The 14,347-nt window shown below is 71.9% G+C and carries 13 protein-coding genes; 7 read left to right on the top strand and 6 right to left on the bottom strand.

The features are described from left to right. Positions 1 to 32: 32 nt before the first annotated feature. The 4 genes from ANAEK_RS01430 to bcp all read right to left on the bottom strand — a co-directional run bounded on the left by ANAEK_RS01430 (position 33) and on the right by bcp (position 3,627). Entirely contained in the window at positions 33 to 893 is an 861-nt protein-coding gene (locus tag ANAEK_RS01430) for a ribonuclease HII (protein WP_369736046.1), read from the bottom strand. Between the two features lies 1 nt (position 894). Continuing rightward, positions 895 to 1,737 (bottom strand): Fpg/Nei family DNA glycosylase, encoded by an 843-nt coding sequence (locus tag ANAEK_RS01425; RefSeq protein WP_012524365.1) that lies wholly within the window; start codon positions 1,735 to 1,737, stop codon positions 895 to 897. Between the two features lie 61 nt (positions 1,738 to 1,798). Beyond that, positions 1,799 to 3,109: an RsmB/NOP family class I SAM-dependent RNA methyltransferase gene (locus ANAEK_RS01420; RefSeq protein WP_012524364.1), complete on the bottom strand. Its 1,311-nt coding sequence runs from the start codon at positions 3,107 to 3,109 to the stop codon at positions 1,799 to 1,801. Positions 3,110 to 3,171: 62 nt separating this feature from the next. Further along, positions 3,172 to 3,627, bottom strand: a complete 456-nt coding sequence (bcp, locus tag ANAEK_RS01415) for a thioredoxin-dependent thiol peroxidase (protein ID WP_012524363.1) — start codon at positions 3,625 to 3,627, stop codon at positions 3,172 to 3,174. A 125-nt stretch (positions 3,628 to 3,752) separates the two neighbouring features. On the opposite strand from bcp, the gene ANAEK_RS01410 reads away from it, so the two are divergent. From ANAEK_RS01410 to tsf, 3 genes are all read left to right on the top strand, one after another. Beyond that, positions 3,753 to 4,814 carry a competence protein CoiA family protein gene (locus ANAEK_RS01410; RefSeq protein ID WP_012524362.1) on the top strand — a complete coding sequence of 354 codons (1,062 nt, stop codon included), beginning with the start codon at positions 3,753 to 3,755 and terminating at the stop codon, positions 4,812 to 4,814. A gap of 361 nt (positions 4,815 to 5,175) precedes the next feature. Beyond that, the gene (gene rpsB, locus ANAEK_RS01405; protein ID WP_012524361.1) at positions 5,176 to 6,120 is read left to right on the top strand and encodes a 30S ribosomal protein S2; all 945 of its coding nucleotides are present in this window, start codon (positions 5,176 to 5,178) and stop codon (positions 6,118 to 6,120) included. A 109-nt stretch (positions 6,121 to 6,229) separates the two neighbouring features. Next, positions 6,230 to 6,889, top strand: a complete 660-nt coding sequence (gene tsf / locus ANAEK_RS01400; RefSeq protein ID WP_012524360.1) for a translation elongation factor Ts — start codon at positions 6,230 to 6,232, stop codon at positions 6,887 to 6,889. A 220-nt stretch (positions 6,890 to 7,109) separates the two neighbouring features. Here the strand turns inward: tsf and ANAEK_RS01395 are convergent, their stop codons facing one another. Together ANAEK_RS01395 and ANAEK_RS01390 are read right to left on the bottom strand one after the other, a co-directional pair. Beyond that, entirely contained in the window at positions 7,110 to 7,895 is a 786-nt protein-coding gene (locus tag ANAEK_RS01395) for a hypothetical protein (protein WP_012524359.1), read from the bottom strand. A 22-nt stretch (positions 7,896 to 7,917) separates the two neighbouring features. Further along, positions 7,918 to 11,280 (bottom strand): TonB-dependent receptor, encoded by a 3,363-nt coding sequence (locus ANAEK_RS01390; RefSeq protein WP_012524358.1) that lies wholly within the window; start codon positions 11,278 to 11,280, stop codon positions 7,918 to 7,920. 513 nt (positions 11,281 to 11,793) lie between these two features. Between ANAEK_RS01390 and ANAEK_RS01385 the strand changes: the two genes are divergently transcribed. From ANAEK_RS01385 to ANAEK_RS01370, 4 genes are read left to right on the top strand one after another with little or no spacing between them, the layout of a single operon-like run. Beyond that, the gene (locus ANAEK_RS01385) at positions 11,794 to 12,540 is read left to right on the top strand and encodes an energy transducer TonB (protein WP_012524357.1); all 747 of its coding nucleotides are present in this window, start codon (positions 11,794 to 11,796) and stop codon (positions 12,538 to 12,540) included. Positions 12,541 to 12,592: 52 nt separating this feature from the next. Next, a complete protein-coding gene (locus ANAEK_RS01380) occupies positions 12,593 to 13,351 on the top strand; it encodes a MotA/TolQ/ExbB proton channel family protein (RefSeq protein WP_012524356.1) in 759 nt (252 codons plus the stop codon). A gap of 32 nt (positions 13,352 to 13,383) precedes the next feature. Then, a complete protein-coding gene (locus ANAEK_RS01375; protein ID WP_012524355.1) occupies positions 13,384 to 13,803 on the top strand; it encodes a biopolymer transporter ExbD in 420 nt (139 codons plus the stop codon). Positions 13,804 to 13,805: 2 nt separating this feature from the next. After that, on the top strand, positions 13,806 to 14,252 hold the full coding sequence (locus ANAEK_RS01370; RefSeq protein WP_012524354.1) for a biopolymer transporter ExbD: 447 nt from the start codon (positions 13,806 to 13,808) through the stop codon (positions 14,250 to 14,252). Positions 14,253 to 14,347 lie beyond the last annotated feature (95 nt).

Genomic DNA, 14,347 nt, shown 5'->3' with positions numbered 1-14,347 from the left:
CGCGGTTGCGTCAAATACAGTTCCCGCCGCGGTCACTCGTCGTCCGCGACCGCCGCGTCCGCCAGCGCGAACAGGTCGCCCTGGGCCGGCTCGAGGCCGAGCGCCACGCGCACCGGCGTGAACGACCGCCGGTGGATCGGGCAGGCGCCCAGCCGGCCGAGCGCCTCGAAGTGCTCGGCGGTGGGGTAGCCCTTGTGCCGCGCGAACCCATACCCGGGGTGGACGAGGTCCAGCTCCGCCATGAGCGCGTCGCGCGCGGTCTTGGCGAGGATGCTGGCGGCGGCGATGGTGAGCGACAGCGCGTCGCCGTGCACGATGGGCGTCTGCGGGAACGGGAGGTCGGGCAGCTTGCGCGCGTCCACCAGCAGGTGCTCCGGCCGCGCCGACAGCCCGTCCACCGCGCGGCGCAGCGCCAGCATGCCCGCCCAGTAGACGTTCAGGCGATCGATCTCCTCCACCTCGGCCCGCGCCACCGCCCAGCAGACGGCGTTCCGCTTGATGTCCTCGGCCAGCCGCTCGCGCTCGGCGCGATCGAGCTGCTTCGAGTCGTCGATGCCGCGCGGCCGGTAGTCGAGGGGGAGCACGCAGGCGCCCGCCACCACCGGACCGGCCAGCGGCGCCATCCCGGCCTCGTCGACGCCGGCCACGTGCACGAGCCCCCGTTCCCACAGCTCCGCCTCGTAGCGCAGCAGGTGGCGGAGCCGCTGGCCCTCGGCCCGGTTCTCGCGGCGCCGCTTGCGCACCAGGCGCAGCACCTCGCGCGCGCCGGCGCGCGGATCCGCCTCGAGCGCCGCCTCGCACGCGTCGCCCAGCGCCTCGCCGCGGTCGAGCAGCCGGGCGCGCAGGTCGGCGACGGACAGGCGGGGGAGGTCCTCGGGGCGCATCGCCCGCAGTCTACCGCTGGCAGCGGGGGCAGAAGAAGGTGGAGCGCTGCGCCTGCACCACCCGCAGGATGGGCGAGGTCCGGCCGGCCCTCCGGCAGCGCGGGCAGGGCTCGCCCTCGCGCGCGTACACGAGGAACGGGTTCTCCGCCCCGGGCTCCTCGACGTAGGTGATCTCCGGCCCGTCCTCCGCGTCGAGCGTCATGCGGAAGGAGGCCAGGATGCCCGCCGCGAGCGCCTTCGCCCCGGCGCGCGACAGCGCCCGGGACGGCCGGCGCGGATCGACGCGCGCCCGGAAGCAGGCCTCGCTGGCGTGGATGTTCCCGACCCCGGGCAGGAGCCGCTGGTCGAGGAGCTTGACCTTCACCGGCAGCCGGCTCTTCGCGAGCGCGCCGGCCAGCGCGGCGGGCTGGATGCCGTGCTCCAGCGGATCCGGACCGAGCGCCGCGACCTCCGGCACGTCCTCGAAGCGCGCGCCGGGCACGGTCCGCAGCCGCCCGAACAGGCGCGAGTCCTGGAAGTGCAGCACCCCGCCGCCCTCCAGGCGCAGCCAGGCCCGCGCGTGGCGCGGCGCCGGCTCTTCGGCGCCGCGGAGCACCCACTTGCCGGTCATTCCGAGGTGCGCGAGCAGCCCGACCGGCGCGCCGCCGCGCTCGAGCGAGACGAGCAGGTGCTTGCCGATGCGCCGGATCCCGGCGAACCGGGCGCCCTCCAGCGCGCGGGCGAACGCGGCGGGCGTCGCGGGGCGGAAGATCCGGCGCGCCCGGGGATCCCAGCCGACCTCCTCGACGCGGCGGCCCTCCGCCCAGCGGCGGAGGTTCCGCGCCGCGATCTCGACCTCGGGGAGCTCCGGCATGCGCGGGATGATAGCGGGCCGACGGCAAACGGCCAGCGAGCGGAGCCGGGGCGCAGCCCCGTCAGACCTTTCTGAAGGCGGCGAAGAAGAACCCGTCCGTCCCGTGGCGGTGCGGGTAGAGCGCGCAGCGGCTCTCGCCGGCGCCGAGCGCGCGGGCCCGCTCCGCGCCCAGGAACGGCGCCAGCGGCGCGGGCGCGAGGCCGAGCTCGCGCTCGGCGAAGTCGGCGACCTCGTCGTTCTCGGTCCGGCCCATGGCGCAGGTGGCGTAGACCACCCGGCCCCCGGGCCGCGCCAGGCGCGCGAACCGGCCCAGCAGCTCGCGCTGGATCGCGGCGAAGCGCTCCGGGTCGCCGGGCTGGAGCCGCCAGCGCGCGTCGGGCTTGCGGCGCAGCGTGCCGAGGCCGCTGCAGGGCGCGTCCACCAGCACCACGTCCGCCTTGCCCGCGAGATCAGCCACCGCCGCCTCCGCCTCGGGGCCGGCCGGGACGACGCGGGTGCGGAGGTTGTGCACGTGGGCGCGGCGGGCGCGGCGGCGCGCGTCCTCGAGCCGGCCCGCGTCGCTGTCGAGCGCGTGGAGCGAGCCCTTGTTGTGCATCTCGGCGGCGAGCGCGAGCGACTTGCCGCCGGCGCCGGCGCAGGCGTCCACCACCACCTGGCCCGGGCGCGCGCCGCAGGCGAGCGCGATGAGCTGGCTGCCCTCGTCCTGGATCTCGAACCCGCCGGTGCGGAACGCCTCCAGCGCGAACGCGTTCTGGTGGCCGTCGAGCGTGAGCCCCCAGGGCGAGAAGTGGGTCGGCTCCGCCGGCACGCCCTCGGCGGCGAGCGCCGCCCGGAGCGCCTCCCGGTCGCCGGCGAGCGCGTTCGCGCGGACGGTGAGCGGGGCCCGGCGGTTCAGCACCGCCGCGAGCGCGCGCGCCTCCGCCTCGCCCAGCTCCGACACGAGCCGCTCGGCGATCCAGCGCGGCAGCGACGCCTCCACCGCGAAGCGGTCCAGCGGGTCCGGGATGGCGGCGATGCGCGCGTCCGCCTCGGCCAACCCGGCGAGCGCGCGCGGCGCCGCGCCGAGGCGCGCCGCGGCCTGGGCCGGCGCCACCCCGGCCGACCGCACCAGCCAGGCGGCGTAGCGGGTGGCGAGCGGCGGGCTGCCGCCCAGCAGGAAGTCGAGCTGCCCCTGCGCGCGCAGGATCCCGTAGACCGCCTCCGCCACCGCGCGGCGCTCGTTCGCCCACAGCGCGCGCTCGCGCCGGAGCACGCGCTCCAGCGCCCGGTCGGCGAGCCAGCCCTGGTCGTGCACGAGGCCGTGCACCTCGAGCACCAGGGCGTCCACGAGGTCGTTGCGCGGCGGGCGCTGAGGGTGGGGCTTCCGGGTCATGGCGTGCGCCCGCGGGCGCCTCCCTCCCGCGCACGGGAGGAGGCGGCGCGGGCGCGCGGAATCTACAGGCTCTCGAGCACGCTGGCCACGTGCCCGTCCACCTTGACCTTCGGGAACACCTTCTCGACCTTGCCGTCCGGCCCGATCACGACGGTGGTCCGCTCGGTCCCCATCACCTTCTTGCCGTACATGTTCTTCTCCTTCCAGACGCCCCAGGCCTGCTGCACGGCCGTGTCGGCGTCGGAGAGGAGCGGGAACGGCAGCCCGAGCTTCTCCTTCCACTTCTTCTGCGCGGCGGGCGCGTCCTTCGAGATGCCCACCACCGCGACCTTCTGCTTCGTGAACGCGTCGACTTCGTCCCGGAAGTCGCTGGCCTCCTGCGTTCAACCCGACGTGTTGGCCTTCGGGTAGAAGAACACCACCACGCGCTTGCCCTTGAACGACGAGAGCTTCACCACGTTCCCGTCCTCGTCGGGCAGCGCGAAGTCCGGCGCCTTCTTGCCGACCTCGAGTGCCATGGCTTTCTCCCTCCGTGAACCGTCCGGCGCGGAGCGCGCCGCCGCGCCATCCCTACCGCGCGCGCGCGCCGCACGCAGGAGCCCGGGAGGGGAGGCGCGCCCGGATCTCGGCTAGATTCCGGTCCATGCCCCGCCGCCGCCCCGCCTCCCCGCGCCCGCGCCCCGGCCATCCGGCCGCGGCGGGGAAGGTGCGCGCGCCGGTGCGCGCCGGCGCGCGGGGGGACGTGCTGCTGGCCTGGGCGCTCGATCGCGACGGCCGGAAGGTGAACGCCGGCCGGCTCGACCCCGCCGACCGCCGCCGGCTCGCGCCGTTCACCTGCCTCGGCTGCGGCGAGCCGCTCGTCCCGCACCTCGGGCGCGTCCGGGCGCGCCACTTCGCCCACGCGCCCGGCTCCGCCTGCCCGCTCACCGCGCCGGAGACCGCGCTCCACCTCGACGCGAAGGAGCGGCTGCTGGCGCTCTGCGCCGACGCGTTCGGGCGCCGCCGCACCGTGACCGTGCTGGCGCGCTGCCCATCCTGCCGCCGCCTCGCGCCGCGCGGCCTCGCCGCGGAGGGGGACGCCGCCGCCGCGGAGGGCGCGGTCGGCCCGCTGCGCGCCGACGTGCTGGTGCTGCGCGCCGGGCGGCCGGCGCTCGCCCTGGAGGTCCTGGTCACGCACGCCGTGGACGTGGAGAAGGAGGCGGCGCTCGCCGCGGCCGGCGTGCCGGCGGTGGAGATCGACGCGCGGGACGAGTGGGAGCGGGCCGAGCCGGACGGCGCGGTGGCCATCGTCCCGGTCCGCTCGCTCGGCTTCCCGGCCTGCCCGGCCTGTGCGGCGGGCGCCCGCGCGGACGCCGACCGGGCGCTCGGCGGGGAGGCGGCGGAGATCGCCGAGCTGGAGGCGTACCGCGCGCGCGGCCTGCTCGGCCCGGCGCCAAGCGCGCCTGTCCCCGCCGGCGAGCCTGGGGACGAACCAGGGGCCGCCGGCGGGCCGGACGCCCCGTTCACCGGGGCGGAGCGGGCCGATCTGGCCGCCCGCTTCACCTGCCCGGACTGCGGCGGCGCCGCGATCGCGTTCGGCGCCCGGATCGCCCGCCACCCCTGCCCCGGCCGGCCGTCCCGGCCGATCGCCTGGCGCGGCTACGACGGCGCGCGGATCGAGCTCACCTGGTGGAAGCGGCCCGCCGGCCCGCCGCCGCGGCGGTGACCGCCCGCAAGCCTCCGTCCTCGCCCGGCTTTTCCACGCCGCGGGCCCGCCCGGCATCGGCCGTGCCGAGCTTGAATCAGGCCCCGCGCTGTGTTAGATGACCGCTCCCCGTCGCCTGGGTTGGCGGCGGGCGCCCGCGAGGGCGAAACGCAGCAAATTCACACACCCCTCCGCATCGGCGCGCTCCGGTGCTCCGTCGAGACGGCCCGCACGGCGTCCGGCGGGCGTACGGCGCGCCGCTCCAGGCGGGGTGGCGGAACAACCGGAGAAGACCATGGAAACGCAGGAGACGCAGCAGCAGCCCGCGGCCGCCGTGCCGCCCCCGGCCGCCCCCGAGGCGGCCGCACCCGCACCCGACACGATGGCCGCCGCGCTCAGCCAGGGCGGCACCGCCATCACGATGAAGGCGCTGCTGGAGGCCGGCGTCCACTTCGGCCACCAGACCAAGCGCTGGAACCCGAAGATGAAGCCGTTCATCTTCGGCGCGCGGAACGGCATCTACATCATCGACCTGCAGAAGACGGTCGGCCTGGCCCGCAACGCGCTCCGCTTCGTGTCCGACTCGGTCGCGAAGGGCGGCTCGGTGCTGTTCGTGGGCACGAAGAAGCAGGCGCAGGACGCCATCCGCGAGGAGGCCTCCCGCTCCGGCCAGTTCTTCGTCACGAACCGCTGGCTGGGCGGCACGCTGACCAACTTCAAGACCGTGAAGCAGGGCATCGACCGGCTGAAGACCATCGAGAAGATGGCGGCCGACGGCACCTACGAGCGGCTCCCGAAGAAGGAGGTCGCCCAGCTCGAGCGCGAGCGCGAGAAGCTGGAGAAGAACCTGGGCGGCATCAAGGAGCTGTCCCGCCTGCCGTCCGCGCTCTTCGTGATCGACACGAAGAAGGAGCACATCGCGGTGCACGAGGCGAACCGCCTCGGCATCCCGGTGGTCGCGGTGGTGGACACGAACTGCGATCCCGAGGGCATCGACTACGTGATCCCGGGCAACGACGACGCGATCCGCTCGATCCGCCTGTTCACCGGCAAGGTCGCGGAGGCCTGCATCGAGGGCAAGGGTCGCTACTCGGCCTGGGTGGCCGAGCACGGCGGCCACGACGAGCGCCGCGAGCAGGAGGACCGCGACGCGGCCAGCGAGCGCGGCCACAAGGATCGCCGCGATCGCCGCGACCGCCGCGGCGGGCCCCGCGAGCGCCGCGAGCCGCGCGAGGACCGCGCCGCCGCCAGCGCGAACGTCGAGGTGGTGCGCAAGGGCGAGGTCGCCCCGGCCGCCGCGCCCGAGGCCGCTCCCGCGAAGGAGTAGCCGCCCCCGCCCCGCGCGCCGCGCGGGGTGAGCTCGTTTCCGGGGGCGGGCCCACCAGGCCCGCCCCCATCGTTTTCCGTACGGACGGAGCACAGACAGGAGAAGGTTCGTGGCCGAGATCAGCGCGAAGATGGTGCAGGAGCTCCGGGAGAAGACCGGGGCCGGGATGATGGACTGCAAGAAGGCCCTCACCGAGGCCGGCGGCGATCTCGCCAAGGCCGAGGAGGTCCTCCGCAAGAAGGGGCTCTCCGCCGCGGCCAAGAAGACCGGCCGCGCCGCGACCGAGGGCGCCGTCGCCAGCTACATCCACATGGGCGGCAAGATCGGCGTCCTGGTGGAGGTGAACTGCGAGACCGACTTCGTGGCGCGCACCGAGGGCTTCCAGGGCCTGGTGAAGGAGATCGCCATGCAGATCGCGGCCGCCTCGCCGCGCTGGGTCCGCCGCGAGGAGGTCCCCGCCGACGTGGTCGCGAAGGAGCTGGAGATCGCGAAGGCGCAGGCCCGCGAGCAGAAGAAGCCCGAGGCCATCCTCGAGAAGATCGCCACCGGCAAGGTGGAGAAGTTCTACTCGGAGTTCTGCCTGATGGAGCAGGCCTGGGTGAAGGACGACAAGAAGAAGATCCAGGACGTCCTCACCGACGCGGTCGCGAAGATCGGCGAGAACATCCAGATCCGCCGCTTCGCCCGCTTCGTGCTGGGCGAGGGCCTGGAGAAGAAGCAGGAGAACCTGGCCGAGGAGGTCGCCAAGGCGGCCGGCCTGCAGAAGTAGCTCCCGCCATCCGGCGTCTGCACCCCGGGGCCCCGGTCCGCGTTCGCGGGCCGGGGCCTCGTCGTGTGCGGGGGGGGGGCGGAACGCGCGTCGGCGCGAGCGCCGTGCGCGCGGGGCCGCGGTGCGCGCGGGGACGTGGCCGGAAGGCCGCCGTTCGGGCACGAAAAAGGGGAGCCGGCACGGATGCCGGCTCCCCGGGTGCTTCAGGCTTTCGACGAGGCTACGGCGCTTCCGTCGTCACGCTCACCGGGGCCGTCTCGAAGCTGGCGGCCGTGGTGGGGAAGCCGTTCGTGTCGGCGGTCACCTTGTACCACCAGGTGGCGCCCACCGTGACGCCGGTCTTGACGTACGGCGACGTCGTCGCGACCACCGCCCAGGTGCCGGGCGCGCCGTTGTTGTCCGGCGCCTCCCAGAGCTGCACGTTGGTCATGTTGTCGCCCGCGTCGCTGAAATCGACCGTGATCTCGGTACCCGCGGTGTCGGACTGCGCAGCCGCGAGGTCGTTCACGAGCACGTTCACGTCGATGTCGAGCGGGTGCCCCTGCTTGTCCGAGACCGTCCCCTTCAAGTTGAAGATGCCCGCGGCGAGCTCGGTCAGGTTGAACCACGAGTCCGTCGCCGTGATCGAGGGGCCGGGGTACAGCACGACCGAGGCGCCCTCGAACGACGCCGGGGACTGCGGGTAGTAGCAGGACATCCAGTTGCCCGGACCGGCGCCGTTGACGGACAGCCAGCCGCCTGCCGGCGTGCAGTCCTCGGGCGTCACCTGGATCGACGCACCGTCGAGCAGCTTGCCCGGGTTCGCCTTCACGAACACCACGGTGCCGGACGTGGTTGCGACCGTCCAGCTCGTGCCCGTGTTCGTGCCCTCGAACGCCGCGCCACCGTCGGTGGCGATGACGTTCGTGACCGAGGGCGTCCCCTTGTTCTCGTCCTCGTACGGATCGCAGGCCTGCAGGCCGGCGACCGCGATCAGCGTCAACGCGAGCTTGGTCAGCGTCTTCATGTTGGTCTCTCCTTGGCTCACGCTAGAAGCTGAGCGACAGGCCGAGGCGCAGCGACAGCGGCGCCATGAAGGACGCCGTGCCGGAGGCCGGGCGACCCCAGTTCGGATTGACGGTCACGTTCCGGCCGTCGATCGTCTTGAGGTACTTGAGGTCGGGGCAGGCCGACTGGAGCGCCTGCACCGGGTTGGCCTTGCCGACCGCGGACTGGCTCGAGCACTTCGCGCCGCTGATCGGCTGCGTCATGTCGTACGTGTAGTCCTGGTCGATGAGGATGGTCTCCTCGCTGTTGAGCACGTTGAAGACGTCCACCGTGAACTTCAGCGCGTACGGCGGCTTGATGACGTACTCGAGCGCGCCGCGGAGGTCCACCTTGTTGGTCCAGGGCGACCGGCCCGCCATGCCGCGGGGCACCACGAACGTCTGGGAGACGTCGTAGATGTCGTTGTAGCCGGCCAGCGCGCTGATCGGGTTGCCGGACTGGCCGGTGTACGCGGCGCCGCCGGTGAGGCTGAAGCGCGGCGAGGCGGCCCAGGTGTACGACCCGAAGAGCTTCACCTGGTGCGGACGGTCTCCGTACAGGTAGCCCTTCTGATTCGTCATGATCGACGGGATGTCGTACTGGGAGGTGATGCCCGGGTCGAGCTGGTCGTCCTCGGGGCGGTACGGACCCGCGTAGTTGCCGCGGAGCACCGAGTACGTGTAGGACGCCGACGCCTGCCACCCGCGCGAGAAGTTCTTGCGGACGGACACCGTGACGCCGTCGTAGCTGCGCTCCGGCTTCGGGAACGGGATGACCATGAGCCGGCCGGTGGCCGTGTCGGTCGCCGTCGGAGCCGACGGGTTGTACGTCACGCCGTCGGAGCCCACGAACTCGCCGCCCTTGGTCGGGTTGCCGATGTAGTAGCCCTCACCGTCGTTCGGGGACATGTCCTCGATGATGTCGCCCTGGCGGCGGCCGGCGTACTCGAGGCCGACGGACAGGTCGGACAGCACCTCGTACTCGATCTGGCCGCCGAACTGATCCACGTACGCCTGCGAGATGTCCGGGGACACCGGCGAGGCCGAGGTGCCGGAGGTGCGGAACAGATAGCTCCGGTCCGGACCGGTGCCGCCGCCCGAGTTCGTCACGCCGCAGTTGGACGGGCTGAGCTGCCGCGTGTCGTACGTCACGAGCGACTGGTTCGTCGGGTTGGCCATGCCGGCCTCGGACGCCCCGCCGGGGATCGCGCAGCCGGGCGCGGTGCCGATCGCGCTGGTCGGCATGTAGAAGATCAGCGAGCGCTCCGCGCCGAAGGTGCGGTCGCCGAGGTCGAGGGGCATGGCGTAGAAGAAGCGGCCCCAGCTACCGGCCACCTTGCCGCGGCCACTCCCGGTGAAGTCCCAGATGGCCTGGACGCGGGGCGCCCAGCTGTTGTTGATCGTGAACCCGTTGGACTCGGGGTTGCTGACGTTGTTCAGCGACTGCCCCTCCCAGCGGATGCCGTAGTTCAGGGTCACGTTCTGCGGCAGCTGCCAGCTGTCCTGCGCGTAGACGGACGTGCTGTTCGTGCCGGCGGTGTTCTGGATCCGGGTGGCGAAGTTCACCTCGGACGGGATCGTGTTCGTGCCCGGGGTCGTCGCAGGGATGCGGCCGTTGGCGGTGGAGACGTAGCCGTAGCCGCGGCGCGCGTAGATGAGGCCGTTGCCGGTGGTGGCGTAGTAGTAGCCGCCGGCGTAGCGTTTGTCCTGCGCGAACGTGGAGCGCTCGAAGTCCACGCCGACCTTGGTGTTGTGCGAGCCGAGCAGCTCGGACAGGTAGGACGCGCTCACGCGGGTGGCGAGGCGGTTGGAGACGGCGTCGCTCAGGTAGCCGAGGCCGCCCGTGTTGTAGAGGTTGACGCCGCAGACGTCGGTCGCGGAGTAGCCCGTGTCACCAGGCGTCGTCGGGTCGGCGGCGCGGCCAACGCACTCGGGCAGCTGCTCGAAGTTCGTGACCGGCGTCCGGAAGCGGAACTGCAGGGTCGGCGTGTTGAGCTGATCGACGCCCGCCTGCGTCTTGTCCTTCGGGGCGCTCTTGTTGTAGTGCCAGCCCGCCTGCGCCTCGACGATGAGCCGCTTCTCGAGGAACTTGCCGGCGTAGCGCAGGCTGCCGTCGAACGTGTTGCCGGTCTCGTCGAAGGTGCGGCGGCTGGGGCCACCGGGCATCGAGATGCTGGTCGCGCTGGTCGGCATGCCGACCGCGGACAGCGTGAGGTTGTTGTTCTCGTCGAGCAGGTAGGTCAGCTTGCCGACGTACTGGTAGGTGGTGCGGCCGGAGCGGTAGACCTGCTCCGTCCCCGGCACCCGGTCCTGTTCGATGAGGCCGGTGGACTCGTTGAGGGCCGGGCTCCACGCGTGCGTGGTGGGATCCTGCTCCATCCGGTTCAGCTGCAGGAAGCGCTCGGTGTAGGTGCGGGTCACGATCGGCGCGAAGCCGGCGTAGAACCACAGCTTGTCCTTCATGATCGGGCCGCCGACCTCGAAGCCGAAGTCGAGGTCGTAGGCGCCCTCGTCCGGCTTGCGGCGCCAGCCGATCGCCTCACCGTTGGTGCCGGCGGTCTTGCCGGTCGGGTCGATCAGCATGCGCGGGGTGAAGTCGGTGAACACCGACCCGTGGTACTCGTTCGAGCCGCTGCGGGTGACGACGTTCAGCACGCCGCCGGTGGTGCGGCCGTACTCCGGCTGGAAGCCGCCGGTCTTGACGTCGATCTCCTGCACGAAGTTGTTCTGCAGGGTCGGCGTGAGCGTCTGCGAGTTCGGGTTGCCGGCGAACGTGCCGTACACCGGGTCGGTCACGTTGAGACCGTCCACGATGTAGGAGTTCTCGGGGGACTGGGCGCCGGCGAAGCTGACACCGTAGCTGTCGGTCTGCGCCGTCGGGACCACCGTGGCCACGTTCTCGACCGAGCGGCCGACCGGGATGTTCGCCATGAACTCGCGGGAGACCACCGCGCCGCTCTCGGCGGCGCCGATGTTCACCACGGGAGCGGCGCCCGTCCGGACGACCTGCTCCTCCATCTGCACGGCCTCGGGGACGACCGCGATGTTCGCGCGGATCGTCTTGTCCGTGCGCATCGTGATGTCCGCGCGCTCGGCGGGCTTGAAGCCCTCGAGCTGGACCGCCAGGGAGTACGCGCCAGGGGGAAGCAGGGTGATGCGGTAGTTGCCGTTCGCGTCGGTGACCGCCGTCTGCTCACCCTGGAGATTCGGGCTCCGCGCGACGATGACGGCACCTGCGACGGGCTTACCGGTCGACGCATCGGTCACCACACCGATGATCGTGCCGGTCGTTTGGGCGAACGCGACTCCCGCGAACAACAGCGCGAGCGGCGCGATCCGCAGGAGGCGCAGCAACTTCTTCCTCATGACTTCCTCCAGGGAGAGAGCACTCAGCCGCACCTGACGGTCCTGACCTCCGGGCGGAGGGACTCCGCTCGGATGACCGACCGACGGGTCAATTGGTTGATGGTTCTAGGCTTCCGCTGTGAGGAATGTCAAGCAAGCGGCGGCTGTTATAAGGCCGTGTCGTGCGCGCCCCGACGGGGGCGCAACACCCCACGGACACGGGACTTTTCGCAGGCCGGGGGCGGGGGATCGACTTCGCGGTGAGCGATATCGCGACGACCTGCGTCAATTCGCGCGTTGCCTGGGAAAGGCGCAACCGGGTGGCGCGGAAGCGGGCAGGATTGGGATGCGTCCGGCGCAATCTCGTACCGACCGTCGAACCCCATCCTTTAGATCTACCGCGTCGCCTGCCGGCCACCGCCATCCCCCCTCGCGAGGCGCCGATGGACAAGCATTGACAAGGGCTTGGAGGACGACTACGTAGCGGTGCTTCTTTTCCCAGCCGATTCTCCCGTCAATACCAGCGAGCGGAACGTGTTCGACGAGGTCACCAAGCAAGAGGGCGGGAAGAACGCTGCGAAGCGGGCCGGCTACGTCTTCGGGTCGACCCTCTTCCAAGTCCTTCTCGTGTTCGCGATCATCACGGCGTCGGCCGCCATCAAGGCGAAGGTCATCGACGAGCCGGTCGTGGACGTGAAGTTCGTCAAGGCGGTCCCGCCGCCTCCGCCGCCGCCGCCGGCGCCTCCGCCGCCGGCCGCGCGGAAGCGGCCGCCGGACGAGAAGCCGCGGACCGATCTCCCCAAGCCGCCCCCGCCCACCGCGCTCCTGCAGCCGAAGGACGTGCAGGCGGAGATGAAGCCGCCCGATCCGAACGAGCCGCCCGAGCCGGAGTACGACTACGGCGACGCCGCGGCGGGCGAGGGCGTGGTCGGCGGCGTCGTGGGCGCCGCCCCGCAGCAGAACCAGATCGAGGACGCGCCGGCCTACGCGACCGCGGGCTACAAGAAGCCGCAGATGGCGCAGCCGAACTGCGTCCAGCAGTCGGTCCGCCTCCCCCGCGAGCTGCTGGGCTACATCTCCGGCCCGATCACCGTGAAGTTCGCGATCGGCCGGGACGGCGCGCCCTCCCGCTTCGAGGCGATGACGGCCGTCCCCGACAAGCGGATCGCCGACGCCATCTGGAACGCGGTGCAGACCTGCAAGTGGGTCCCCGGCGCCGACGCGCAGGGCCGCCCCACCGCCATCTGGGTCATCCTCCCGCTCCGGTTCACCGCCGGCTGATCCGCAGCACGCCTCTTCCGTCCCGAGTCATTCTGCCTCCAAGGAGAGTTTCATGTCGCTTCAGGTGATCCAGACGCTCCAGCAGCTGGCCGCGGCCCAGGCCACCCCCGAGGTCTCGTTCGACCTCCTGCACATGTGGAAGACGATGGGCCCGTTCGCGAAGTTCATCGCGGGCGTCCTGGCGGTGATGAGCATCTACTCGCTCGGCGTCATGGCCGAGCGCCTCGTCACCTTCGCCCGCGCGCAGAAGGCCTCGCGGCAGTTCGCCGCCGCGCTGCGCGACCTGCTCCCGGCCGCGAAGTTCGGCGAGGCGGTCGAGCTCTCCCGCAAGCTGAAGCGCGGCCACCTGCCCAAGGTGCTCGGCCTGGCCATCGAGGAGTACAGCCACGGCGTCGAGGCGCTGAAGACCCACGGCCCGCGCGACGTCGGCAACTTCGACGTGATCGCCGCGGTGAACCGCGCGGTGGAGCGCAGCTCGCTCCGCACCGTCAACGACCTGCGCCGCGGCCTGGGCGCGCTCGCCACCGTCGGCTCGACCGCCCCGTTCGTCGGCCTCCTCGGCACCGTGGCCGGCATCATCACGGCCTTCCAGGCGATGGCCGCCACCGGCTCCGGCGGTCTCGGCTCGGTGTCCGCCGGCATCGCCGAGGCGCTCGTGACCACGGCGTTCGGCCTCCTCGTCGCCATCCCCGCGGTGATGATGTTCAACTACCTCACCAACCGCGTCGAGGACATGCAGGTGGACATCACCGACTCCGCCACCGAGCTGATGGACTTCTTCATGAAGGAAGGCCGCAGCGAGGTGAAGTAGTCCCCCCGCGGCCCGCGAAGGAGACCTGACCGATGTCCATGGACGTTGGCGGCAAGGGGGTGAAGAGCGAGATCAACGTGACGCCGCTCGTCGACGTCGTGTTGGTGCTCCTCATCATCTTCATGGTCATCACCCCGATGCTCCAGCGCGGCAAGCCGGTCGTCCTCCCGGACGCGAAGCACGTCTCCGCGCTGAAGCAGGGCGGTGACCCGATCCTCGTGTCGGTGACGAAGGACGGGAAGATCTGGATCGACAAGGAGGAGGTCCAGAAGGCGGACCTCTCCCAGATGCTCACCATCGCGATGCAGATGCAGCCGGGCGCGCCGGTGCTCGTGAAGGGCGACCGCGACGTGACCTACAAGACCATCCGCGAGATGATCTTCGAGATCTCGAAGACGCACATCATGGGCGTCTCCCTCGCCGCGTCCCAGATCAAGGACAAGGAGAAGTAGCCATGGCGATGGGGCTCGGGTCCAAGCGACCCGTCACCGACATCAACGTCACGCCACTCATCGACGTGGTGCTCGTGCTCCTGATCATCTTCATGGTGCTCACGCCGCTCGCGGAGAAGCAGAAGTTCATCCGCGTCCCGGAGTACCAGCCGGAGATGCAGCCGGTCCCGCCCGACTCGGTGCCGCCGGACCAGACGGTCCTCACCGCGCTCGGCAACGGCAACGTCCTCCTGAACAAGCAGGAGATGACGATCAACGACGCGATGCAGCGGCTGCACGTCGCCTACGACGGGCGCCCGTCGAAGGTGATGTTCTTCAACGCCGAGGACTCCGTCCGCTACGAGCAGGCGGTCAAGGTGCTCGACGCCGCCCACGGGGCGGGCGTGAACACCATCGGGATGATGACCGATCCGCCGCTCGCCGGCGGCGCGGCGGGCGAGCAGCAGTAGCCGATCCCGGACATACGGTTTCGCGGGGAGGGCCGGCCAGTCGCCGGCCCTCTTCGTTTTCGGTCCGCGCGGTCACCGCTCACCGCGGTCACCGC

This window comes from Anaeromyxobacter sp. K, assembly GCF_000020805.1.
GTDB lineage: Bacteria > Myxococcota > Myxococcia > Myxococcales > Anaeromyxobacteraceae > Anaeromyxobacter > Anaeromyxobacter dehalogenans.
Note: the sequence above shows the minus strand (reverse complement) of the source record. Positions and strands in the feature narration are given on the sequence as shown.